19 protein-coding genes are annotated in these 22,969 nt (G+C 61.2%); 2 read left to right on the plus strand and 17 right to left on the minus strand.

All coding sequences use genetic code 11. From position 1 onward, the window contains the following. Positions 1 to 33: 33 nt before the first annotated feature. The 17 genes from P0D52_RS01955 to P0D52_RS02035 all read right to left on the minus strand — a co-directional run bounded on the left by P0D52_RS01955 (position 34) and on the right by P0D52_RS02035 (position 18,178). Complete coding sequence (locus P0D52_RS01955; RefSeq protein ID WP_394693765.1) at positions 34 to 714, minus strand: hypothetical protein; 681 nt, start codon at positions 712 to 714, stop codon at positions 34 to 36. Positions 715 to 722: 8 nt separating this feature from the next. Then, positions 723 to 2,933 carry a reprolysin-like metallopeptidase gene (locus P0D52_RS01960; RefSeq protein ID WP_394693766.1) on the minus strand — a complete coding sequence of 737 codons (2,211 nt, stop codon included), beginning with the start codon at positions 2,931 to 2,933 and terminating at the stop codon, positions 723 to 725. Between the two features lie 138 nt (positions 2,934 to 3,071). Next, positions 3,072 to 3,554, minus strand: a complete 483-nt coding sequence (locus P0D52_RS01965; protein WP_394693767.1) for a hypothetical protein — start codon at positions 3,552 to 3,554, stop codon at positions 3,072 to 3,074. Further along, complete coding sequence (gene gspM / locus P0D52_RS01970; RefSeq protein WP_394693768.1) at positions 3,551 to 4,036, minus strand: type II secretion system protein GspM; 486 nt, start codon at positions 4,034 to 4,036, stop codon at positions 3,551 to 3,553. Before gspM ends, P0D52_RS01965 begins: the two co-directional genes overlap by 4 nt. Next, positions 4,033 to 5,055 carry a PilN domain-containing protein gene (locus P0D52_RS01975; protein ID WP_394693769.1) on the minus strand — a complete coding sequence of 341 codons (1,023 nt, stop codon included), beginning with the start codon at positions 5,053 to 5,055 and terminating at the stop codon, positions 4,033 to 4,035. Before P0D52_RS01975 ends, gspM begins: the two co-directional genes overlap by 4 nt. Further along, positions 5,052 to 5,930, minus strand: coding sequence for a general secretion pathway protein GspK (locus tag P0D52_RS01980; protein ID WP_394693770.1), 879 nt, complete (start codon positions 5,928 to 5,930; stop codon positions 5,052 to 5,054). Before P0D52_RS01980 ends, P0D52_RS01975 begins: the two co-directional genes overlap by 4 nt. Beyond that, complete coding sequence (locus tag P0D52_RS01985) at positions 5,927 to 6,580, minus strand: type II secretion system protein J (RefSeq protein ID WP_394693771.1); 654 nt, start codon at positions 6,578 to 6,580, stop codon at positions 5,927 to 5,929. Before P0D52_RS01985 ends, P0D52_RS01980 begins: the two co-directional genes overlap by 4 nt. After that, a complete protein-coding gene (locus P0D52_RS01990) occupies positions 6,577 to 6,918 on the minus strand; it encodes a prepilin-type N-terminal cleavage/methylation domain-containing protein (RefSeq protein ID WP_394693772.1) in 342 nt (113 codons plus the stop codon). Before P0D52_RS01990 ends, P0D52_RS01985 begins: the two co-directional genes overlap by 4 nt. Beyond that, positions 6,905 to 7,378, minus strand: coding sequence for a GspH/FimT family protein (locus P0D52_RS01995; RefSeq protein ID WP_394693773.1), 474 nt, complete (start codon positions 7,376 to 7,378; stop codon positions 6,905 to 6,907). Before P0D52_RS01995 ends, P0D52_RS01990 begins: the two co-directional genes overlap by 14 nt. Beyond that, positions 7,350 to 7,751, minus strand: coding sequence for a type II secretion system major pseudopilin GspG (gene gspG / locus P0D52_RS02000; protein WP_394693774.1), 402 nt, complete (start codon positions 7,749 to 7,751; stop codon positions 7,350 to 7,352). Before gspG ends, P0D52_RS01995 begins: the two co-directional genes overlap by 29 nt. A gap of 9 nt (positions 7,752 to 7,760) precedes the next feature. Continuing rightward, positions 7,761 to 8,957 carry a type II secretion system F family protein gene (locus P0D52_RS02005; protein WP_394693775.1) on the minus strand — a complete coding sequence of 399 codons (1,197 nt, stop codon included), beginning with the start codon at positions 8,955 to 8,957 and terminating at the stop codon, positions 7,761 to 7,763. Beyond that, on the minus strand, positions 8,957 to 10,576 hold the full coding sequence (locus P0D52_RS02010) for a GspE/PulE family protein (protein ID WP_394693776.1): 1,620 nt from the start codon (positions 10,574 to 10,576) through the stop codon (positions 8,957 to 8,959). The genes P0D52_RS02005 and P0D52_RS02010 overlap by 1 nt, the downstream gene beginning before the upstream one ends. Continuing rightward, positions 10,576 to 11,628: a rhamnan synthesis F family protein gene (locus P0D52_RS02015; protein ID WP_394693777.1), complete on the minus strand. Its 1,053-nt coding sequence runs from the start codon at positions 11,626 to 11,628 to the stop codon at positions 10,576 to 10,578. Before P0D52_RS02015 ends, P0D52_RS02010 begins: the two co-directional genes overlap by 1 nt. Further along, positions 11,625 to 13,742 carry a class I SAM-dependent methyltransferase gene (locus tag P0D52_RS02020; RefSeq protein WP_394693778.1) on the minus strand — a complete coding sequence of 706 codons (2,118 nt, stop codon included), beginning with the start codon at positions 13,740 to 13,742 and terminating at the stop codon, positions 11,625 to 11,627. The genes P0D52_RS02015 and P0D52_RS02020 overlap by 4 nt, the downstream gene beginning before the upstream one ends. Before the next feature lie 12 nt (positions 13,743 to 13,754). Further along, on the minus strand, positions 13,755 to 14,516 hold the full coding sequence (locus P0D52_RS02025) for a prepilin peptidase (RefSeq protein ID WP_394693779.1): 762 nt from the start codon (positions 14,514 to 14,516) through the stop codon (positions 13,755 to 13,757). Then, on the minus strand, positions 14,513 to 16,555 hold the full coding sequence (gene gspD / locus P0D52_RS02030; protein ID WP_394693780.1) for a type II secretion system secretin GspD: 2,043 nt from the start codon (positions 16,553 to 16,555) through the stop codon (positions 14,513 to 14,515). The genes P0D52_RS02025 and gspD overlap by 4 nt, the downstream gene beginning before the upstream one ends. Positions 16,556 to 16,624: 69 nt before the next feature. Next, positions 16,625 to 18,178, minus strand: a complete 1,554-nt coding sequence (locus tag P0D52_RS02035) for an ArnT family glycosyltransferase (RefSeq protein WP_394693781.1) — start codon at positions 18,176 to 18,178, stop codon at positions 16,625 to 16,627. Positions 18,179 to 18,518: 340 nt separating this feature from the next. Between P0D52_RS02035 and P0D52_RS02040 the strand changes: the two genes are divergently transcribed. Both P0D52_RS02040 and P0D52_RS02045 read left to right on the plus strand, forming a co-directional pair. After that, complete coding sequence (locus P0D52_RS02040) at positions 18,519 to 21,806, plus strand: carboxypeptidase regulatory-like domain-containing protein (RefSeq protein ID WP_394693782.1); 3,288 nt, start codon at positions 18,519 to 18,521, stop codon at positions 21,804 to 21,806. A gap of 112 nt (positions 21,807 to 21,918) precedes the next feature. Further along, positions 21,919 to 22,935: an agmatine/peptidylarginine deiminase gene (locus tag P0D52_RS02045; protein WP_394693783.1), complete on the plus strand. Its 1,017-nt coding sequence runs from the start codon at positions 21,919 to 21,921 to the stop codon at positions 22,933 to 22,935. The last annotated feature ends 34 nt before the right edge of the window (positions 22,936 to 22,969 follow it).

Consider the following 22,969-nt stretch of genomic DNA (forward strand, 5'->3'; position numbering starts at 1 on the left):
CGTCGGGGCCTGATTTCCAGATCATCTGGCTGTCTAGTTGCCGTTGTCTTCGGCAGCCTGAAGCGCATTGACCAGGGCTTGCAGGTCCTGCTGCGCCCGCCGGGTGGCTTCCGCCAGTGCCGCCTGTGTTTCCGGATCCAGCTCGTAATCATCGCCGCTAGTCGTGGGTGTTTCAGACGCGGAAGATGAACCCGCTGACGTCAAGGGGCTTGTCTCGGCTTCCGCCGTGGTTGTCGTCCCGGATTCTGCATCGATCAGCGGCTGAACCTGACGGGCCAGAAGATCGCTCACCCGCTCGCCATCTTCCTCGCTCAATTCTGCGGGAAGTCGTTCGACCGTCAGCCGTTGCGTTTCATCGGGTGCATCGCCTGCGCGCCCTGACAAAAGGACAACGCGTTGAAGCTGATCGGTGGTTTCCGGTGTCTCGCCGTAAACCAGCGCGTAGTCAAAGCCGGAAAGCAAACGCGCCAATACGTCATCGAGCGAGCCGTTCATATCAGCAGAAACGGGATTGTCATCGATCAGGCGGTCTGCCCCGACAAGGCGAAATCCGGCTTCGGCCTGAATGGCGGACAGCACCTCGGACAGGGGCTCGCCCGTGGCCGAAACAGTCCAGACGCCGTCATTGTCCTCGACGTTGATATCCGCCGATGCCGAAGTGGCCGTTGCCAGAGCAAAAGCCGCCGCCATCAGGATTTTGGAAGGAGTACGCATATTTCCTCCTATTGGGTGCGAACAGCAACGCTGGTAGCACCCCGTGGGGCGCTGCCCTCGTTAAACCGGATAAAGACGCGGTTTCGCGCGGGATCGTCGGCGATTGCAGCGCCGGTGCCGCGGACGAACACAGCGAAGGTGGCGGTCGCATTGGTGTTCAGGGCCAATGTCGCGGTCGGTCCCCGTGTCGTAATGCAGGCCCCGGCCGCATCGGTCGCGCAGACTTCAATTTCCGAGATGGCCATGGACCGTCCGCCGGTATCGGCGGAGGCCGTTATGACAGCGCCCGCTCCCACGTTCGAAACGGCCACGGACGCAATGCCCACCCGATTGCCGGTCGTTGGAACATTGATGCGGCCGTCATTGTTCACCGTTGCGGCCAGCGCGATCACATCGGCCGGTGCATTGGTCAGCGACAGGAAGGTCAGAGAGTTGAGCCCCAGCGTGTATTCTGCAGAGCGGCGGTTGGAACAGAACGCTTCAATGAAAAGGTCTGTTTCAACATTGCTGCTCGGTACGGTCGCACCAATCTGGTTGCTGTTGTCAGAGAAATCCGAAGCCGATGTGACGGAGAAGATAAAGTTCTGCGCGGCACCGGCTGCGATATCGACCGGCGTGTTGGCCGTGCCTGACAGGGCATTCGCTGCCGTCGTCGTCTGATACGAGAAGCTCGAGGCATCGGATCCCGCCAGACGCAGACCGCAGGCGGTCGCGGTTGAGCCGGTTGCCGCCGGATTGATGATGGTCGCGAAGGCGGTGGCGGCCGAGCCATTCTGGACAGAACGGGTTATGGGCAAGACCGAGGAAACAACCCGCGGTGCTTCGCTGCGGAAGATGACAACATTCTTGCCTTCTTCGCGTGCGGCACGGGCATTGTCCGCCGGATCCTGATTGTCTGCCAGAGGCGCGGACAAATCGGTCGCCGGGGCCGCAATACCGCATGCTGCGCCGCCCGGGCAAAGATTCAGATCCGGATTTGAAAAGTAAGCTACTTGAGTTTCATTGCGGCCTGTACCCGGGCAGGTCACATCGCCGTCTGAGCCATAGGCCATGATGGTTCTGAATTCGCAATCGACCCGGTGACCGTGGGCAAAGCTGCGCACGCCCGATCCGAGCGTGGTGTCTTCGACATTGTGCGAGAAACCGAGATTGTGGCCGGTCTCGTGCGCGAAGGTGAAGTCGGAGCAGAGACTATACCCGTCGAGAAGATTGGTGTCGTTGCCATTCACCCAGTCGCTGACAACCCCCACGCCATTGACGGCGTTGGCTGCGCCAATGGTCTTGGCGCTGCCGCCGTTTACAAAGGCGACACCGCAAGAACTTCCGGACCGGTTGACGGCCCCGGAGCCGCTATAGTGGCGGCGGATAATGGAGACCAGATCCGCACCAACGGCATCGCGAATGGCGAGCAGTGCGCTGAAGTCCTGACCAGCACCCTGAGGAGAATTGTCCGATGCCAGCCCCCGGCCGGCACCGTCCTGCAGATCGTAGAGTGTATCCGTATTGCTCGCCGTTTCACTTGCGGACAGCTTGTCCAGGTAGACGAGGCGGGCACGCAGGCCGGTGTCGCTGTCGATCAGCGCCTGGTCGAGTAAGGCTACCAGATACTGAACCCGGCCACCGACGGCGAGACCCCATGTGTCTTCCATGCTCTGCGTGTAGAGCACCATCAGATCGACCGTGCCATTCGAGCCGACGGCTACGGCATCGGTCGATGACAGCTCGCCGCTTTCCGCGGCCGATTCCTGGAATTCTGCAATTACGCTGTCCGGCGTTGGGACGATTTCGTCGTCTCCCCACCCTTCCAGAACGGCATTTTCCGGGTGCTGGAAGATGCGATGGCCGCCATTTTCGCCCGGAATGATCGTCCAGATGCCGTCATCGGTCGAGATTGAACCGAAGGTGAAGCCGTTCAGCTCAGAAATGATCACGCGGTCATGGATATCGCCGCCTTCAATGCGGCCGATCCAGGTGCGCGCGCCCATGGCTTGCTGGTCAATCCGGTCGAGCTCGGCGACATATCCCGGGCCGAAATTCAGATCGATCCGGTCGCCAACGCGCATTTCCATGACATCAGGAGCGAGGGATGTGAACCGGACTTCGTCTCCGGCTCCGCCCGAAAAGCCAAGGGTTTCAACACCCTGAAACATGTCATCTGCGAAGGCTGCCGGGCTTGAAATAGCCGTCAGCGCCAAGGCCGAAATAAGGAACTTTTGCATGCTGAACTCCCTGAACGCCACACTTGGGGCGGAAACTTCCTCGCCTGGTTGATACCATAGCGCGAAACCGCAAGCCTGCAATGCCGCTCGCTCCGTGGTAACTGGGATTTTACTGCCCGAACAGTGGGCCATTGCGGCCTATTCGGGTTCGCCGATCGACAGGCGAAACCGGTCCGCGTTCCGGGAGACTTCAACGCCCGTGCCGTTGATGGCGTCAATCCGCCAGCCTTCGACCGTATCGCCAACATAGGCCCGGCGGGTTTCATTCTGGCTGCGGATGGTGGCGACACCGCCATTGGGGCCGGTCACCGTACCGATCACGACAAATTCCGGTGCGTCATCCGATGTCTGCACCGGCACGTCCACTGGCGTTTCGATCACAACCGCCGGCTCCGGCCGACGATCCGGACGAAATAACGGGCGATCGGAAATGGCGGGAAAAGCCGAATAGGGCGGCAGGAAATCGCCGCTTTCCTCGCGAATGGCGGCTGTGGTGGTGGGCGGCGGAGAGGGCGCTATGACACGGGATTCGCCGCCATCGCTCCAGACCGTGTAGCGCAATATGACGATTACGGTCAGAATCGCCGCAATGCCGGCGAGGATGAGGGTGCGCTGGTTCATGATCTGCCTCCGGGTTCCCGGCGGGCACGAATGCTGGCTGTCATTTGCAGGCGGCTGGAATTGCGGATCGGGGTCAGGCGGACGTCCTCGACAATCAGTGCCGGCAATGACGCCTCGATCGTATGCAGGAGGCGGGCAAGGTTATCCATTTCGCCTTCGGCCTGAAAGTCCACAACAATGGCGAGCGGATCGGCTGCATCCACCGGTGAAATATTCACGCGCCCCGTGGTCAGGCCGGCATTGCGCGCCGCCTCATTGAGCCGGGTCTGGAGATTGGACCCTGCGACCGCATGGCTTTCTCCCGGCGACAGATAGCGCGCCGGATCGGCTGCAGGTGGCACGGCCTGATCCGCAATCGCCTGTTCGATATCCGACTGCACGCCGAGCCAACCGGCCAGCGTGACGCCAAAGCCGGTCAAGCTAATAATCAGGACGAGGCCGATGGCGATCAGTGAAACAAGACGGCGAATATCGGGTGTCATGATCCGCCTCCCGATCCGATCATGCGGTGCCGCGCCGTCAGTTCAAATCGTTCGCGTCCGGAGTCCTCGTCGCGAACGGTCGCGCCATCAAAGGCGGCGCCGGTAAATTCTTCGGCCGAATCCAGCGCCCGGAGCGCGGCGGCGGCATCCCAGGCGAGGCCGGAAATGCGCACATTGCCATTCTCATAGGCGAAGCTGGTGATGTAAGCGCCATCGGGCAGGCGCCGGCTCAAATCCGCAAGCGCCGCAACGGCAGACCCGGACTGCGCCTTGTCTTCGGCATGGGCGATGGCCGCTTCCAGACGGGCTTCGAGGCTCGCCGGGCGGCGCGCGGTGGCGTACTCCGGATCAAGCCGCACAGCCCGGTCAATCAGAAATCCGCCGGTGGCGGCAATCAGGAGCGCGCTGATGATGCCGATAAAGGCAAAGGCGGATCGACCGCCGGAGGGGGCTGCACGTCCCTCCCGTAAATCCAGGCCGGGCGCAGCGTCCGCATCTCCGTTTTCCAGATCAATGGCCGCGATCTCGAGTCCCAGCGCCGTGGCCCGTTTCACGGCCTCGTCCAGCGTGGAGCGACGCACAATGGAGACGGGCAGGCTGATCCGGCCGTCGCTTTCCTCCAGGCGCGAGCGATCCGCTGCGAAGACAATGTCGGATGCTGGCAATGGCGACAGGCGCGGCAGGGCCAGCTCTATGGCTTCGTCCAGATGTTTGCGTGCGGCTTCGGGAAAGCTGGCGGAGCGGCGAAACCCGAGTGAGGCTGCAATACGCAGAACCAGAGGCCCCTTTTTGCCGAGGCGGGCAATCTCGGCGCTGGCAATGGCGGCTTCCTCGCTGGCCGGGATTTCGAGGCTTTCGCCGCTGGCGGTTGTGTAAACGACCTTGCCCGCATCGTAACGCAGCACGCGCCAATTGCGCGCAAACAGGCCGCCGATCACCGGAAGTTCTGCTGCCGCACTGTCGACATCGTCCCGCCAGGTGTTCAGCCCGCGTCCAATGGCCTCAAGGAATGTCGTCACGCATCGGGCTCCGGATCAAGAAAGTCAGCATATCCGAATACATGGCTATGACGGGACAGCGTCTCATACAAGCCTTCCTCGCCGGGAAGACTGATGATGATCTCGCGCGAGAGGCGCGCCCCTGATGCCGCTTCGGCCTCGACAAAGATGGCATAGGCCGCCGGTTGGGCAGGATCAAACTGGGCCGATCCGTTGACCTCGGGGATGTCGCGTCCGCCCGCGCGGGCCGACAGAATACGGCGCGCATCGCCGGCGGATACGCCTGTCGTCCCGATCAGGCGGGGCGGGGCATAGCGGCCCGTCACGGCTTCGCCGCCATAAAGAGTCAGGTAGGGCGCAGCAGCTGCATAGAGGGTGGCGTCGACGCCTAAAACCTGACGAAATTCCTCAACGGCAATGAATGGCCGGTTGCCGGGCGGGGGGCGTCCATCGGCGCGATAGGCGCTGGCTTCGGCGCCGTCATCGCCGACATCATCATCCTCGTCGCGCCAGTCAGACACCGCCCCGGCAATGCGCCTTGCGGTCAGGGTCGGGACGTCCAGCTCCTCCAGAAGGGCGGTGAGGGTCTCGACATTGCCCTGATTGAGATCATAGCGGCCGGGTTCGGCGAGGGCGCGAATGCGCAGATCAACATCGCCGATTTCCATTTCATACAGACGACCATCGGCGATCCAGCGATCCTCTTCGTCCGACAGGCGGACGGCGGTGCGGGCAACGGCACTGTCGATGGCGGTGCGCAGCTCCAGCCGCTCCAGGCTTGCGAAAGCGGCGGAGGTCGAGACGCGGGCCGCGAGCGCCGTCATGCCGGCGGCCATGGCGAGAACGGCCAGAAGCCCGATCACGATCAACAGGGCAATGCCGCGGCGGGACGTCATTGCGTCGTCTCCTGCGCGGGCGTTTCCTCATTCTCCTCGGGCCGTTGGCGGGGCAGCAAGACCGTCAGGGCGGCATAGTCCGCATCGCCGGACTGCAATGTGACCAGCGCCGGAAAGGCCGCCGTATCCTGCCAGCCCGGCGAGGGCGTGCTTCCTGCTGCAGCATATCCAAAGCTCAGGGGCTGGCTCAGCGGGAGTTCCCAGAAGGCGATTTCCGCGCGGGAGGGCCGGTCGAACTCATCAAGATCGGTCAGCAGGCGGCGATGCAGGATCAATTGAGGGGAGACGATTTCGTCGTCCTGCGCCGCGTCATCGCTGCTGCCGACAAGCTCCAGCGTGTATTCATAGACGCCTGCTGCGGACGGATAGCCCGGGTCGGCGGCGAGAAAAACGAGACGCTGCGCCTGTCCATTGAACAGGATCTCGGCCTCGTCATTGCCATCGCCCGGCCGGGTCGCCGGAACAAGGTGTTCGAGGCGGCTGCGGATCGCTTCGAGCGTTACCGCCTCGGTCTCGCGTTCCCCGCGCACAGACTGGAGCTGGCGCTGAAAATTCAGCGTCTGCCGTACGCCTTCGGAAATGATCGTGATTGCGACCGCGGTCAGCGCCAGCGCAATCAGCATTTCGGTCAGGGTGAAGCCGCGTTTCATCCGGGCGTCTCCGCCTGATCCTGGCGATCGAGCATCAGTTCAAATTCCCGGCCCGACGGAGAGGTCAGGCGAAGAATGAGTGTTTCGAGGCCTTCCCATTCCGCGTTTTCAGACCGCTGGATCGACCATGCAAAGCCATCGGTTTCGCCGCTCGCCTCTGCATCTGCCGTCAGCAAGAGGAATTCTGCAATGCGGGCCGCCGTTTCGGTCTCATCGGCGGCCTGTTCGGCGCGGGCGGAGGACGCATAGACCTGATAGACCGCTGCCAGTCCGGCACTGGCCAGGGCAATGGCGATGACTGTTTCCAGCAGGGTGAAACCACTCTTACTCGATGTCATCGGGATCCAGCCTCTCGGTTGCGCCGGTTATCCAGCTGATCCGGATGGCACGCTGCGTGTCGTCCAGTTCCAGCAGGAAAGTTCCGCCCGTCGTGGCCCCTTCCGGGAAGAAACGCACCGAGGCGATATCTCCGTCGAGTTCCTGATCGGCAACGGTAGCGCGCAGATCAATGTTCCGGCCGAGCTGGAAACCGCGTTCGCTGGGCAAGACGGTCAGCGTCCGGGCGTCCAGATCGAGACTCAACAGGGTATCGCGTCCGGACAGGCGGGCCTCGGTCCGGGCCATTCGCGCGGCCGTCTCGATCAATTCGACAGAGCGCCGCAATTCGCTGGCCGGCGAATTGCGAAACAGCATGGGCGCGACCAGCGCGATCGCCAGCCCGACGACAACCAGTACGACAAGGAGTTCAGTGAGCGTAAAGCCGCGGCGACTACTGGAGATTTCGGAAGATGTCTTCATCTTCACCTTCACCGCCTTCTTGTCCATCGCGTCCGTACGTCCCGACCCGTGCCCGGCCCGGACCCAGATACTCATACACATACGCATTGCCCCAGGGATCATCCGGCACGGATTGTCCGCCCTCGAGGACAAGCGCGGTCAGCCCCTGTGCGCTATCCGGATAATCTCCGTTTTCCAGACGATAGAAATCGAGTTGGGTAGAGATGCTCTCGACCTGGGCTGCTGCGGTGTCGCTATTGGCCCGGCCGACAAAGCGGAAGAGCTGGGGACCGACAAGCGCAATGAGCAATCCGATAATGACCAGTACGACCATGATTTCGGTGAGTGAATAACCGGCGCGATGGTCGGAGGTTCTGATTGAATTGCGGTGCATGGCTAACCTCTAGAAATCGATTTCATTGATGCTGACCAGTGCCGACAGGATCGAGACAACGACACCACCAATGGCAAGACCGGCAAAGACGATAACAGCTGGTTCGATAATGCGCGAGATCAGCCGCGCATTTTGTTCGAACTGTGTTTCATAGAATGTGGCCAGGCGTTCGGCGGCCGCGCCGAGATCGCCGGTTTCCTCGCCAACAGACAGCAATTCCGCCGCCAGTGGCGGCAGCACGTCCGAGGCTTCTACCCGCTCTGAAAACCCCTTGCCGGTCCGGACTTCGGCCAAGGCCTCGCTGAGGCGGCGGATGGCCCAGCGATTGCCCGCTGCACGTGAGGCCAGCCTCAGCGCCGGAACCGCTGACAGGCCGTTCTTCAGGAGCAGCGAGAGCACGCGGCAAAAGCGCGCCGCAATCATCGTTCGCAAAGCGGTGCCGATGAGCGGCAGACCCAATAACCATCGATCATAAGCTTCGCGAAAGCCCGGCCGGTTCAACGCGGCGCGCCAGATCAGCACCATCACCGCGATGAGAATGATGATCCACGGTCCATAGGTGCCAATGGCATCGGCGGCGCCGAAAACGAAAGCCGCCTGAGACGGAATTTCCCGACCGATCTGGTCAAAGAGACCACGAAATCTGGGAATGACAAAAACCAGAAGACCCGAAACGGCGCCAATGGCCATCAGCATGAGGAAGGCGGGGTAGGCCAAAGCGCCCTGTATCGTCGCCTCGACCGCTTCCCGGCGCTCGCGGGTGTCGGCGAGTTCGCCCAGTGCTTTGCCGAGCGCCCCGCCGGCTTCTCCGGCCTCGGCGATCTCGGGGAAGGGCGAAGGAAAGATTTCAGGCCGCTTGGCAAAGGCTTCCGACAAGGAGGCACCATTGCGGACATCGGCCAGCAACATGTCTGCGGCTTCTTTGAGCTTCTTTTCAGCGGCATGACGCGACAGAGCGGCCAGCGCGGGCTCAATGCTGAGGCCGGCTGCGGTCAGGACGGACAATTCGCGCGCCAGGCGCGTTGCCATTTTCTTGGCCCGGCCGGAGGCCTGCTTTTGCGGGGCTTCGCGGGCGGGCTGAACCCGGATCGGAGTCAGACCGCGCGCGGTAATGGCGGCCGCGGCCGCCGCCTTGTCGGCGGCGTCGATGCGAATGGTTTCTGCACCGCCATCGGGACGTATGGCCGATACGGCAAACAGCGCCATCAGATCACTCCGAGGACGCGGTCGACTTCTTCAGCGCTGGTGATGCCGGCTTCGATTTTCTCCAGCGCATCCTGCCGGATCGAGACCATTTTCTTCTTGCGCGCCAGCTTCTCGATTTCCGATGACGAGACGCCGGGCTTCAGCGCATCGGACAATTCATCCTTCATATCGACGAATTCAAACACGCCGATCCGGCCGCGATAGCCGGTTCCAGAGCACTGATCACATCCAACCGCTTTCCAGGCTGAGGCCAACCCGGCGGGAGGGGCCGTCGGTTCGCGGCAGTCGGGGCATAATTGCCGCACCAGCCGCTGGGCGACCGACAAACGCAGGGTCGAACGGAGCAGGGCAGGATCGACGCCCATATCAATCAGGCGCGGCGCGGCCCCCGAGGCGGTATTGGTGTGAACCGTGGCCAGAACGAGGTGGCCGGTCAGTGCGGCATTGACGGCAATCTCTGCGGTCTCGCCGTCGCGCAATTCGCCGACGACAATGACGTCGGGGTCATGGCGCAAAACCGAACGCAACACGCTGGCGAAGGTCAGGCCGATGGGCGCATTCACCGCGATCTGATTGACGCCTTCGATCTGGTATTCGATGGGGTCTTCAATCGAGATCAGCTTGCGATCAGTTGTATTCAACTGATCCAGCGCGCCGGCCAGCGTTGTGGTTTTACCCGAACCGGTCGGACCCGTGACCAGGATCAACCCGTAGGGCGCGGATAAATGCCCCGTCAGGTGATCGCGTTGTTTTTGCGAGAGGCCCAGATCATCGAGTTTTACTTGTGTATCGCGATCCTCGAGCAGGCGAATGGTGACGCTTTCACCATGGGCGGTCGGCGCCGTCGCGACCCGTAAATCCAGCGCACTGCCGGCAATGGTGACGCGCGCCCGGCCATCCTGCGGCCGGCGGCGTTCGGCAATATCAAGGCTGGCGAGAATCTTGATCCGGCTGGTGATGAGGCGCGCGAGGCCGGGCTTCGGCGATGGGCGATTGTGCAGGACACCATCAATGCGAAAGCGAATGCGCAGCCGGTCCCGGAAGGGCTCGACATGGATGTCAGAGGCCCGCGATTTCAGCGCATCGGCGAACAGATCGTTCACCAGGCGGACGACCGGCGCTTCGCTGGCGAGGTCCTTGAGGTCCTCGCCATCGCCGAAGTCGTCGCCCGGCATATCCCCGATGCCGGTATCGGCGCCGTAAAGCCGGGCATGGGCTTCTTCAATGTCGGAAAAGGCGGCCACTTTCAGCGTTACTGATTTACCCGTCGCAAGGCGCACACCTTCTTCCGGCGCGGGATCGGTCGGGTCGGCCACGGCAAGTACGATCAGATCGTCGTCCTCGACGAGCGGCAGGGCGGCCGATTCCTGCAGGAATTGAGGCGAAATCCCGCCGGCCTCTGCGGCGTGTGCCGGAAAGGCGGAGGGCGGGATGCGCTCCAGCCCGCAAGCCGCGGCGAGAGCGTCGGCAATCGCGATATCCGACGCCGCGCCAAGGCGTTTCAGCGAGCGGGCGAGGCGCTCCCCGGTCTCAACGGACAAGCGCCGCGCGCGACTGATATCGGCATCTGACAAGCCGGCAATCGTTTCGATCCAGTCGATATCGGCGCTGTCTGTCATCAAACCACCCGGTTCTTCGAAATCGTGCGGAGATGGCGGACAATCAGGTCCGGATCGTATTTTCCGGCATTGGCGACAACATCGCTCCACTCATACAGGCGCGGCATGCCGATGGGATTGGCCGTCAGCACTTCCCGTTTCAGATAAGGGAAACCCTCGGCAATCAGCTGATCCCAGAAAAAATGGCACGGATTCATGGGCGCGCCAGCATCGGCCAGATGGAGCATTCGCTCCAGCAGGTCGCGGTGCGGTTTGGCGAGGCTTTCATCGGCGAGCAATTCATTGCTGCGAACCGTATGGGCAAACCGGGTGACTTCGTCGCGATAGGGAAAGAGGGCGGCGCAGGTCAGGCCGGCCCGCTCGAATTGTCCTGTCAGGCCGATTTCCAGCTTGTTGATGACCCAGGATTTGGACTGGACGTGCTTCCATCTGGACCAGAGACCCCGGATTTTTTGGTTTTGAAGCGCATTTCGGTGCAGCAGCATGAAATAGCTCTGCAGGTGCCAGCGCGTATCCCAGCTATCGGTCATGCCCCAGACATCGGCCCTGGCGGCGCTGGCTTTCCTGAGCAGGGGGGCGAGCGGCTGAAACGGCCCGTAAATGCTGTCGTTTATGATGATGGCTGACTCCAGCGCATCATAGTCCGGCACCAGCATGAGACCGTCGCGATAGGCGCCGAAATCATAGCCGCGATTGCGGCGCCAGGCGATCAGCGCGCAATGCGGCCTTGCGCGCTCGATCTGGCTTTCAGGAAATTCGGGGCTGTTGGAGACGAGAATGACGGCGCGGCCTGCCTTCTTCAGCGCGCGCATGTGTTCGATCAGGAAATCATGCACCCGGCCCTTGGCGTCCCAGGTGACCAGCACGGCGACGTCTTTTGCGCCCTCCAGCGTTTCGGCACCGGCCCAGCTTTCGCGGACCATGGACTTCGAGCCGATCAAGGTTGCGACGCTCCAGGAGAACGCCTGGGCGATATAGTCTTTGCGCTCGCGCTGGTCGAAAACCCAGCGCCACGGCCATTTGATCCATCGAATGTAACGCCGCCAGCTCACGCGGTTTCCTCCCTCGCACCGGATTGCGTTCTATACCTATCGGTTAACTCCTTGATCCGCGACCCCAAATTTCCGTCCTGAGGATGCGCGGTTTCAAGCTGATGAAGGAGGCCAGGCAGAATTCTGGCCTTTTGACCGTCTGGCAGGCGTTCGGCTGCGAGGGCAATATGAAGCTCGGCATCCAGCCGGGCATCGCCCTCCGCCAGCTCTGCGGATCGGGCAAACCATTTGATCGCGGCATTCGCATCGGGCGCAATGTTCAGATGATAAATGCCCAGCGCATACGCTACCGACGCGTCAATCTCGTCGGCGCTGACCGGCAAGAGGCTCATGGCGTGGCCGATCTGTTGCGCGGTGTGCCGGTCATCCGCATTCAACGCATCGATCAATTGCCGGCCGCGGCTGACGGCTCTGGGCGTGTGCTCTGCCGCCTTGCGCCGGAAAACGTCTGCCTCCGACGGGTCGCTCATGGCGTTCGCCGCGCGGTCAAACCATAGCGCGGCCTGGTCCGGGCGCGCGTCGGCGAGATGGTGTTCGCCAATACCGCCTGCGGCATAGCCCTCGGCCGGTGTCAGGGCGCGGCCGTCATCGCGGGCCATTTCCAGCCAGCCGCGGACATGGGGTTCAATGCCGGAGACGGTGGCATGCCGGCCGGACAGGGCACTGGATGCGTAGACATGACAGGCCACGCGCCACCATTCGTCCTGAACGAGATCCTCGACCCTGTCGGCGATGGCGAGCAGGTCATCGCATGCGGACACAGGGTCGGAGGACGCAACGATTTCCGCTGCGGCCAGCCTTGCCCTCAGCCCGGCCTCCTGGGTTTCCCGGCACGCCGCATACATGGCGCTGAAGACCGTCTGGAGCGTGGTGGCGATGCGCGCGCATGCGCGGAACGCGCCGAGCGCCTGTTTCCGGTCTCCGTCCTGCTGATCAATCCGGGCGGAATAATAAAGGGCAATCGCGAGCGAAAAGGGATGGTTGGCCGCGAATTTCCGAAGCTGGCGGCGCTGGCCTTTCTCACCGAGGCGGAAATCCGGTTTCAAACCGTCCGCCATCCGCAAATTGATGCCGTAATCGTCCAGCCAGCGCCGTGCGATACGGTCGCGGACGTTTCGCGCCTCATCCCACTGGCCGGTATGGACCAATTCTTTCAGCAGGCGCACCGCGAAAGCCGCAAAAAGGGTGTGATCCTTTCCCAGCGCCTCCAGGCGTCCGGCGAGATAGGATTGCAGCCGGGCGCGGTCGGGGCGGGCGTCAAAGTCGACCTCGAACGGGTCACGGGAGGCGGCCGCCTGAAGCGTCGGGCCGCTTTCCGCGATACGGATGTGGGCATACCCCGCGCGCCGCAGCACGGCTTCCAGCCCCGCTTTTGAATAGATGACGAGATGGTGGCCGGCCGTGATCACAGGGAGAAGTTCGTCGAGGCTGGCGTCCTTTTTCACGACCGCCGCATTGGGCGTGGTCAGCAATAAAACGCCATCCGGGGCGAGCGCCGCCGTCAGGGCGTGGATGAAGTCATCGGGTGTCTTGACGTGTTCAATGACTTCCGACGACAGGACACGGTCGAAGGACTGATCGGCCAGTTTGTGATCGGGACTGAGATAGGCCGCAACATGGTCATGTCCGAGATCGGCAGCGCCGGTGCGGGCGAGGAAAGACGGGTCAATATTGGCGGCTTTCCATCCCAGTTCCCGGCTCGCGAAATCGACCGAAAATCCGTAGCCACCGCCGACTTCCAGAAAAGAGCCGACATCGCTGCGCGCCGACCAGGCGAGTGGTGCGATCATGGCATCCAGACCGGCCCCGACTTCCAGATAGAATTTGCGCGCGAGATCCGCATCCCGGCGGCTTTCATATTCAAAAACCTCGGCGTCCGGATAGTGCAGCGTGCCGCATGTCTCGCACGCGAAAAGATTATAGCGCTCGCGCGGCTTGTAGGGCGGATTGGCATCAATGCGCTTGGGCATCAGGCCCGTCGTCTCACACGCCGGACAGGTCAGCTCGCGCCAGGCATTCTCCCGCCAGACCATCCACGGCTCCGCCCACAAGGTTTTCGGCTTGCGATACAGGGCGCGGCTGGGACCGATCTGGAGGGCATGCTTTTTGAACACGCGATCGTCTTTCTAGATTTGAGGCAGGATCAGCGGAGGCAAAGAATAGGCCAGATAACAGCCCGCTGCGAGACCCGGGCCCAGCGGCACGGCGGTATCGGCAGACGCCTTGCGGCCCAGAACGTGCCCGATCAGTACAATCAGGAGCGTTGCGCCAGCGCCTGTCATCACGATCCAGGGCAGGGCAAATGGCCCGGCAAAGGCCCCGCCCGCCGCCAGCAGCTTGGCATCGCCGAGACCCAGCCCCTCGCGGCCGCGCAGGCGCTTATAGGTTTCGCTGATCAGGGCCAGGCTGGCAAATCCGATGAGGGCCGCCAGGGCATTGAGCCCGACGGTATTGAGGCCTCCGTTCAGAAACGCCACCACCAACCCGGCCGGGATCAGACCCAGCGTGGCCACATCCGGCAAGAGAAAGGTGCGCAGATCGACCAGTGCGGCGAAGAGCAGGACCCAGCCGAACATCATGGCCACAGGGCTCATCCAGCCATCAAATGCCAGAACCGCCAGAATGGCGATCAGGAGGGCCAGGGCTTCGCCGACCGGATGCGTCCAGGAGACCGTTGCGCCGCAGGACCGGCATTTCCCGCGCTGGATCAGAAAGCTGAGGACGGGGATCAGCTCGGCCGGTGACAATGTCCGTCCGCAGGCATCGCAGGCCGACCGGCCGGTGACGATTTTGCCCCAATCGGGCCAGCTGCGCGCCGAAGCGGTCACAAAGCTTCCGATAAAGGGGCTGGCCGCCAGAAGGAAGACGTCGAGATAGAGGCTGATCAATTCGTTTCCGGGCGAAGGAGTTCCATGCGCTGGCGGATCTCATTGGTGATGGCGGCGGCGTCCTCATCGGAGTCGATGACGCGCGGCGTCAGGAAAATCAGCAATTCGGTGCGCGTCGTCGTGATATTGGTCTGGCTGAGCAGGTCGCCAATAAAGGGGATGCTGGCGACGCCGGGAATACGATCGCGGCCGCTATCACGGCTTTCGTCGATCAACCCGCCCAGAATCACGGTCTGTCCGGAGCGGATGGAGACGGTTGTCGAAAGCGATCGCGTGGAAATGGTCGGTGTCAGCGTGCTGGCCGATCCACTGGCGACGTTCGAGACTTCCTGCTCGATTTCCATGGTGACCATGCCGGTGGACGACACGCGCGGCGTCACGGTGAGCAGAACGCCGGTATCACGGAATTCGACATTGTTCACGACCGGAGAGTCCGGGTTGATCACCGAGTTGGACTGGCGGGTGACAATCGGCACTTCATCACCGACCTGGAAGTTGGCGGTGTGATTGTCGCGGACCAGAACCGTCGGGGATGAGACCACGGTCAGGTCGGTTACGCGGGACAGGGCGTCGAGTGCGACCCGGGCATTGTCACCGGATTCCAGCAGCATGTTGAAGCCGGGGAAATTGCCGTTGGCATCAAAGGCATCGACACCAAATCCGCCGCGGCCACTATCGGCGACATTGGCAATGCCGTCGCCTTCAAAGAAAAACTGGACGCCATAGCGAAGCGTATCGTTCAGCGTCACTTCGGCGATCACGGCTTCGATGACGACCTGGACCGGCGTCCGGTCGATCGATTCCAGTGCGCGGCCGACAAGGGCCTGTCCCGGCTGATCGGCGAGGACGAGGATGGCATTGTTGATGGTGTCGGCAATGACACGAATCTCGCCGCTGGCCCGGCTGCCGGATGATCCGGAGCCCGAAGACGAGGCGGTGCCGGATTCCAGATCCGGCGCGACGCCGTTCAGCGCGCCGTCCCCCAGCAATTCGTTGAGCAGGGCGGCGGTTTCTTCGGCTTCGCCGTTTTCAAGGAAATAGACGCGCAAGGTTGAGCCGTCCGCACCGCCCACATCCAGCGTTGCGATCCATTCGCGCGCCTGATCCAGCAATTCCCGGCTGGGGGCGATCACCAGAACCGCATTGAGGCGTTCGATGCTTTGCAGCCGCAAGGCCCCGGAGCTGCCTTCCGTGCCGGACGAATAGATCGTCCGGATTTCCTGGATCACGTCGTCGGCGCTGGCATTGACCAGTGGCACCATGGCAACCGACATGCCGGCCATCCAGTCAACATCGAAGGCCTCTGCGGCAGCCGCCATGTTCCTGCGTTCCGGGGCGGAGCCGAGGATCAGCAGCAGGTTGCGCGCGGGATCGGCGCGCAAGGCGCCGGGCCGTGTGACGACCGACTCCATCAGGGTGCGGATTTCATTCGCGGACACAAAGCGGAGCGGAATGGCCGTGACCCCCCAGCCGGGCTGGCTGGTCGTGGCAAAGCGGGCCAGACCGGAGGTCTGAGCTTCGCCTGCGGGCATGACCCGGTAAGCGCCATCGGCATAAACGAGGGCCGCATTGTTGATCGAGAGGCTGGCCTCAAACAGCGAGAGCAGGCCCTCGCGGGAGACCGGGCGCGGCGTGTTGACGGTGACGCGGCCCTGAACCCGTGGGTCGATATTGTAGGATTCATCCAGCAGATCGCCGAAAATCGTCTGTGCGGCTTCATCGACGCGCGCATCCACGAAATTGACGGTGTAGGCCCCGCTGGGGAGCGAATTTGAACTGACCCGGCTGGGCCGGATTTGAACGCCATCGCCATAGCGAACGGTTTCGCCAACGGTATCCGAATTGCGGGCGTCCTGAATCGTTTCGCTGGATTCGGTACGGCGCGTGCCCTGATTGGTGGCCGGGTTGGTATCAGGCAGGCGGGTCAGTGGCCCGCCGCCGACATCAATGGCGGGTCGCGTGGCGGTCGTGGCGCAAGCCGTCAGAATGGCCAGCAGAGCGATCAAGCCCATTCCACGGACAAATCGAATCCCAGACATACACGCAACCCTTCAAGACACAGTCGGACTAGTTAAACCGTTGATAGCACATCGGCCAAGCGTTTCCTGTCAGTTGGACGCCTGAGGCGCAGCATCTGTTTCTGCCGGAGCGGCTTCATATTCTGCGGTTCGCGGAATGCGCTGATAGTCATATCCTGCATAGAGGATCAAACGGCGTTCGCGATGCCCACCCGTCGGAATGCTGATGTCATCCAGCTGTTCCACGCGCTCGAAATCGGCCAGCAACCGGTCGCGATCCCATTCCCTCTCGGATATGATCAGAACCGGTCCTTCAGCGCCGTCTTCCAGCGCCCAGACATTTTCCGCGTGATTATGCGGCGCATTGTAGCGCTGCCACATGCGCAAGGGCGTTTCCAGCTGGCCGCCATAGCGTTGCATCTGGTGAAAGATATTCCGGTCATCAAAGACCAGAGCCGAAAATTCGGCCCGTGTTTCGGCTGCATGCAGGGCTTCGGCCGTTTCCGGCCAGGATTGCAAATGGCGCAAACCGCGAAACGCATTCATGCCGCCGACAAGTGACGGATTGACGGCCAGGACCGCCATCACCACGGAGGCTGCAAAACCGATCGCAATGGACGCGGTCAGGATGTGGCGCCGCCATTTTTCGCCCCGCGTCAGGAAGAACAGGACCAGAAGCGTTCCCGCAACATAGGCCGACGCGGCCCAGTTGGCGTGGGCGCGGCTGATGAAAGACTGGACGAGAACAACCATCAGGGCCGGGGCGATGAACAGTGTCAGGAAGCGGTCGATCTGCCGGTCCGGGTCTCGCCAGTGCCGCCAGGCCTGAATTATGGCCACGATCAATACCGGGAATAGCAGGAGTCCGAAGACGCCGAACTGGCCGGCCAGAAAATCGAGCAATTCCTCCGGGTTGAATAATTGCCCCTGCCAGTTGGCATTGGCGGCCGTGTGCTGAACGGTCGCGAAATCATGGGAGGCATTCCACAGGATGTTCGGCGCCCAGATCGCCGCCAGGATGACCGCTGCCAGCACGCCCTGCGGCGACAGGAGGGCGCGGCGCGTGGGCGGATCCAGAATGATCGCCAGGCCCGTCCCGACAAGGAAATAGATGGCCGCATACTTGGCCAAAAAGGCGAGCCCGGTCAGCCCGCCGAGCCCTGCGGCCGCGGTCCAGCCGCCCGAACCGTCTCGGAGGCGCAGCAACAGGTAGAGCGCGCCGGCCCAGAGCGGCAGCAAGAGGGCGTCGGTCGAGATGACGCCCGCCGACAAGCCGATGCCCGGCATGGACAGATAGATGAGCGCGGCGAGCAGACCGGCCCAGCCCTGTTTCAGATGATGGGCGCTGAATAGCAGGAAGCCGGCCCCCATGGCATGAAAAAGAAGGGAGGGCAGACGCACGGCGAAATCGGTATCGCCGAGCAGGGTCGTGGAGGCCGCAATCATCCAGGCGATGAGGGGCGGTTTGGAAAAATATCCCCAGTCAAAGGTCTGTGACCAGACCCAGTATTGCGACTCGTCCGGATAGAGTTGCAACTGGGTGTTGGCGAGCACAATCAGGCGGGCCAGCGTCACTCCGATAATGACCGCCAAACCCCATTGCAGAGGCGAGAGAGAATCGGTCAGGTTCTGACGCTGGGACATGAGGGCTTCCTGCCTGAGTGAGGTGTAACATACAAGCCGCACTTTTAGGGAAATGTTCGTGCCCCGTCATCCGCGTCTGGCCGCTGATGGCTGACATTGTGGAAATCCTGACCGCCATCGTCGTGGAGAATTTTCGTTATGTTTTCAGGTGATTTCACAATTTGTTTACCGGGACTCAAAATGTCGATTGTGCGCCGCAGCAATCTGACCGTGAGTTTCGTCACATAAGCGTCACAAATTAGTCATTGATCCTTTTCGTCAGAGGCGTAATGCCCGCCCCGTGTTTCACCGGGGACCGCGACAGTCCCCATTCCGTCGACTCGTGGGGATTGGAAGAACCATGTCATTCTCAAGAAAACTCTCCTACAGCGCAGCGGCTGCTGCTCTGTTCGCACTTGCAGCGCCTGCCGCTGTTTATGCCCAGAATACGTCATCGCAAGTTCGCGGTTCTGTGGTAGCCGAAGATGGCTCCGCCATTAACGGTGCGACCGTTACGATTATCCATATTCCTTCGGGCACGGTCTCCACGACCGTAACGTCAGGGAATGGCAACTTCTTCCAGTCCGGTCTGCGGGTCGGCGGACCATACCGTATCGCTGTTCAGGCTGAAGGGTATCAGGCTGATATCATCGAGGATCTGAACCTGGTGCCGGGCTCGAACACGCCGCTTCGTGTTTCGCTGCAAGGCGGTCAGGCAGATACGATTGTGGTTCTTGGTCAACGCATTGAATCGCTCGACATCAACAATGGTGTCGGTTCGACATTCTCTGCCCGCGACATTGCCAACCAGCCCTCTGCCAATCGTGACGTTATTGGCACGCTGCTTCGTGACCCGCTCGCAACGTCGCAAGGCGAAGGCAATCTCTCGGTCGCCGGTATCAACCCGCGTTTCAACGCTCTGGCCATTGATGGTGCTCTGCAGCAAGACAACTTCGGTCTCGGCTCGAACACCTACGCCACAAGCCGCTCTCCGATCAACCTCGATGCCATTGCATCGGCGTCGATCGTTGCTTCCGATTACTCGGTGACGGCCGGTAACTTCACGGGCGGTCTGGTGAACGTCGTGACTCGCTCCGGTTCGAACGAGTTCGATGGCTCGCTCTTCTACTACCGCGCTGACGAAGATTTCCGCGGTAATGTTTCGGACGGCGTGCTGATCCCGCAACCGGCCTTCACTGAAGAAGAATATGGTATCACGCTGGGTGGTCCGATCATTGAAGACCAGCTCTTCTTCTTCGTGTCGTATGACGAGTTCGAATCCGGTTCGGGCCAGAACTTCTCCAGCAGTGATGCGCAAAACGGCATCAATCCGGGCTTCTTTGCGGCCCTGAACACGTTGTTCCAGAACACCTATGGTGTTGATCTGGGCGGCCGGCCCTTGACGACAGCCACACCGGTTACCTCCGAGCGTTTCCTTGGCCGGATTGACTGGAACATCAACGAAGACCACCGCGCGGCGTTCACCTATCAGAGCACGAAAGAAACCGGCACGAGCACGAGCTCAACCGGCTTTGTTTCGTCCTGGTATGACACGCCGACAGAAGTGACGGCCTATACCGGTCAGCTTTTCTCCGACTGGAACCAGAACTTCTCGACAACCTTCCGCATCAACTACACGGAATTCCTGCGCGGTCAGAACTGCCGCGCCGGCTCAAACCAGCCGCACTTCGAATTCCGCCTTGACGATACCGATGTTGCCGGAACGGCCCTTGATGGTCTTCTGACCAGCTCAAATACGATTGTCGGCGGTTGCGACCGTTTCCGTCACGCCAACGAGTATGACGATACGCGCCTGACGGTTTTCGGCTCGGGTGACTATATCTGGGGCGACCATGTCTTCACCTTTGGTGGTGAGTATGAAGACTTTGAACTGCGTAACCTGTTCATTTCGTCGGCCAACGGACGCTTCATCTTTAATGACGTCAACGACATCATTAATGGCAATGCCCGGATCGAATATCAGAATGTTCCGTCGAATGACAAATCGTCCGGTGCCTCCCAGTGGTCGGTATCGCGCTATACCGTTTTCGCTCAGGACACGGTTCAGGTCCTGCCGGAACTGGAAATCTCTGGTGGTTTCCGCTGGGAATTCTTTGGTCAGGACGACCTGCCGCCGAACGATCCTGCAGCACAGACCAATTACGGTCAGTCCTCACAGGAAAACCTCGATGGCCTCGACCTGTTCATGCCACGCTTCAGCGCACGCTGGACGCCGCTTGACCGCACCACGGTTTCCGGTGGTTTCGGCCTCTATTCCGGTGGTAACCCGCTGGTGTGGATTTCGAACGCCTTCCAGCAATCGACCGGTTTTGCTTCCGCCAACAACGTGAACGTTTCGGGCAGCTTTGATATTCCGCAAAACCTGCTCACCAGCGTTGCTAATGGCACGCCAAGCGTCATTGATGCGATTGATCCGAACTTCGAGATCCCGTCCGACTGGCGCGCCTCTGTTCGCCTCGATCAGGAATTCGATGCGGAACTGGGCGACATGTTCGGCCTGCCGGAATTCTTCAATCTCGGCACCGACTATCGCTTCACCTTCCAGTATCTGTATAACCGGACCAATCAGGGCTTCATGTGGGAAAACCTGGCCCAGACGCAACTGGCGGCGACCCAGCCGACCGGCGTGTCGCCTGACGGCCGTCCGATCTATGCCAACCTGCAATCGCTGGGCATCCGTAACTTCACTCAACTGACCAACCACGACGAAGGTGAAAACCACATCTTCACCGTGACCCTGGCCAAAGAGTTCGAAAACGGCCTCGGCTTCCAGTGGTCCTATGCCTATCAGGACGTCCAGATCGGTTCCGAGGGTTCGTCTTCCCGCGGCATCTCGAACTGGCGTAGCCTGATCGCGACCGACCGTAACAATCCGTCGGCTCGCACGTCGCCATATCAGGTCGAAGATCGTTTCGCTCTGAGCTTCTGGTATGAGCGTGAGTTCTTCGGTGATCTGACGACACGGTTTGACCTCTTCGGTGAGATCCAGTCGGGCGATCCGTTTACCTACACGTTCGATTACGACTTCGGTCGGGATAACCATTTGTTCGGCCGTGCCGGTGATGGTGAAGCTCCTTATGACAACGACCCGCTCTACATTCCGACCATGAATGATGCGCGTGTTGTGTATGCCTCGAGCTTCGACGCTGCCGACCAGGCTGCGTTCAATGCCTTCATTGATCGCGAAGGTCTGACGCGTGGCCAGATCGCTCCGGTCAATGGCAGCTTCTCGTCCTGGAACCAGACCTGGGATCTCCGGATCCAGCAGGAACTGGGCAGCCTGCCCTTCGTTGAAGAGTTTGTCGGTGACAACCGCTTCAACCTGGTGGTCGACATCGAGAACTTCCTGAACATGCTCAATGACGAATGGGGCACTCAGTACAACGGACCCGGGTTCGACGCCCAAGCTCTCGTGCGTGCTGATCTCGTCTCCGCCGCTGATGTTGCCGCGAATGGCGTCGACGGCGCGACGGCTCTGACCGGCGATCAACCGCGCACGGTGTGTGTCGTGGCCAGCGACTGTGTCTATCGCTACAATCGCTACAACGATTTCCGTGAGAACGGTTCCTCGTTGAGCACGGGCCGTTCGGTCTACAACATCCGCGTCGGTCTGCGTTACGAGTTCTAATTCCTCGTAACCGAATCAACCGGACACAGGATCGGGGCGGCCTCAGGGCCGCCCCTTTTCTTTTGCGTTGATGCCGCTGGAAGGGACGCTGTCTTCATGCTAGCGGAGCATCATGAAAAACGAATTTTCCATCCCCCACGAATTTGCGTCCCAGGACCGTATTTTTACCTGCTGGCCCGCCGATCCCGACCTCTGGGAAGCTGATCTCGAGCCGGCTCAGGACGAGTTTGCCCAATTCGTCAGCCTGCTGGCCGGTGAGGGCAAGACCGCGCAGGCAATCACCATTCTGGCGGCAACCGATCAGGCCGAGGCGTCAGCCAAGGCGGCATTAGGCGATCGCGCAACGATTGTTCGTGCGGACTATGGAGATGTCTGGGCGCGCGATACCGGACCGGTATTCCGTCTGCGGAAGGGGCGCATGGAGGCGGTCCAGTTCCGCTTCAATGGCTGGGGCGGGAAGTATGAATTGCCCGGCGATGATGAAGTGGGCGGTGTGATCGCAAACCTCGCCGGCGTGCCTTTGAAAAAGGTGGATCTGACCTGTGAGGGCGGGGCGCTGGAATTTGATGGAGTGGGCGGCGTTCTGACCACGCGGCAATGCGTGATGAGCCAGTTCCGTAATCCCAACCGGACGGAAGCCGATGTCGAGGACCTGTTTCGGGAAACACTGGGCGTGGATACGGTTTACTGGATCGATCGCGGTCTGCATTTCGATCATACGGACGGCCATATCGATAATATCGCCCGCTTTGTTGCGCCCGGCGTCGTGGTCTGCCAGTCGCCCAATGGCGCCGATGATCCGCAGGCCGACGTCCTGCAGGAAATTTCCGCGCAACTCCGGCGCATGAAAACGCCGGACGGGACACGGTTCAAGGTGATCGAAATACCATCGCCCGGTAAAGTCGAGGATGAAGACGGCAAGCCCATGCCCGCCTCGCACATGAACTGGGTGTCGGCCTTCGACCGTCTCATTATGCCAGTCTATGACGACTCTGCAGGAAAATCGGCGGCGCAGGCCTTGCAAGATGCTCTGCCAGATAAGAAAGTGTTAACGAGTCCGGCACGGGCGATCCTTTCAGGCGGCGGCGCCTTTCATTGCGTAACCTGCAATTTGCCGCGCATGATCTGAGAGCTATCTCCCGGCTGTAGACGTGGGGGAAAAG

The organism is Hyphobacterium sp., assembly GCF_043584775.1.
Lineage (GTDB): Bacteria > Pseudomonadota > Alphaproteobacteria > Caulobacterales > Maricaulaceae > Hyphobacterium.

What these genes read in the sequence shown, in the direction of transcription:
- gspM (WP_394693768.1), bottom strand. Translation starts at nt 4,036, where the DNA reads ATGACACCCGATATTCGCCGTCTTGTTTCACTGATCGCCATCGGCCTC.
- gspG (WP_394693774.1), bottom strand. Translation starts at nt 7,751, where the DNA reads ATGCACCGCAATTCAATCAGAACCTCCGACCATCGCGCCGGTTATTCA.
- gspD (WP_394693780.1), bottom strand. Translation starts at nt 16,555, where the DNA reads ATGTCTGGGATTCGATTTGTCCGTGGAATGGGCTTGATCGCTCTGCTG.
- P0D52_RS01990 (WP_394693772.1), bottom strand. Translation starts at nt 6,918, where the DNA reads ATGACATCGAGTAAGAGTGGTTTCACCCTGCTGGAAACAGTCATCGCC.
- P0D52_RS02035 (WP_394693781.1), bottom strand. Translation starts at nt 18,178, where the DNA reads ATGTCCCAGCGTCAGAACCTGACCGATTCTCTCTCGCCTCTGCAATGG.
- P0D52_RS01955 (WP_394693765.1), bottom strand. Translation starts at nt 714, where the DNA reads ATGCGTACTCCTTCCAAAATCCTGATGGCGGCGGCTTTTGCTCTGGCA.
- P0D52_RS02010 (WP_394693776.1), bottom strand. Translation starts at nt 10,576, where the DNA reads ATGACAGACAGCGCCGATATCGACTGGATCGAAACGATTGCCGGCTTG.
- P0D52_RS01965 (WP_394693767.1), bottom strand. Translation starts at nt 3,554, where the DNA reads ATGAACCAGCGCACCCTCATCCTCGCCGGCATTGCGGCGATTCTGACC.
- P0D52_RS02045 (WP_394693783.1), top strand. Translation starts at nt 21,919, where the DNA reads ATGAAAAACGAATTTTCCATCCCCCACGAATTTGCGTCCCAGGACCGT.
- P0D52_RS01980 (WP_394693770.1), bottom strand. Translation starts at nt 5,930, where the DNA reads ATGACGTCCCGCCGCGGCATTGCCCTGTTGATCGTGATCGGGCTTCTG.
- P0D52_RS02005 (WP_394693775.1), bottom strand. Translation starts at nt 8,957, where the DNA reads ATGGCGCTGTTTGCCGTATCGGCCATACGTCCCGATGGCGGTGCAGAA.
- P0D52_RS02040 (WP_394693782.1), top strand. Translation starts at nt 18,519, where the DNA reads ATGTCATTCTCAAGAAAACTCTCCTACAGCGCAGCGGCTGCTGCTCTG.
- P0D52_RS01960 (WP_394693766.1), bottom strand. Translation starts at nt 2,933, where the DNA reads ATGCAAAAGTTCCTTATTTCGGCCTTGGCGCTGACGGCTATTTCAAGC.
- P0D52_RS01985 (WP_394693771.1), bottom strand. Translation starts at nt 6,580, where the DNA reads ATGAAACGCGGCTTCACCCTGACCGAAATGCTGATTGCGCTGGCGCTG.
- P0D52_RS01995 (WP_394693773.1), bottom strand. Translation starts at nt 7,378, where the DNA reads ATGAAGACATCTTCCGAAATCTCCAGTAGTCGCCGCGGCTTTACGCTC.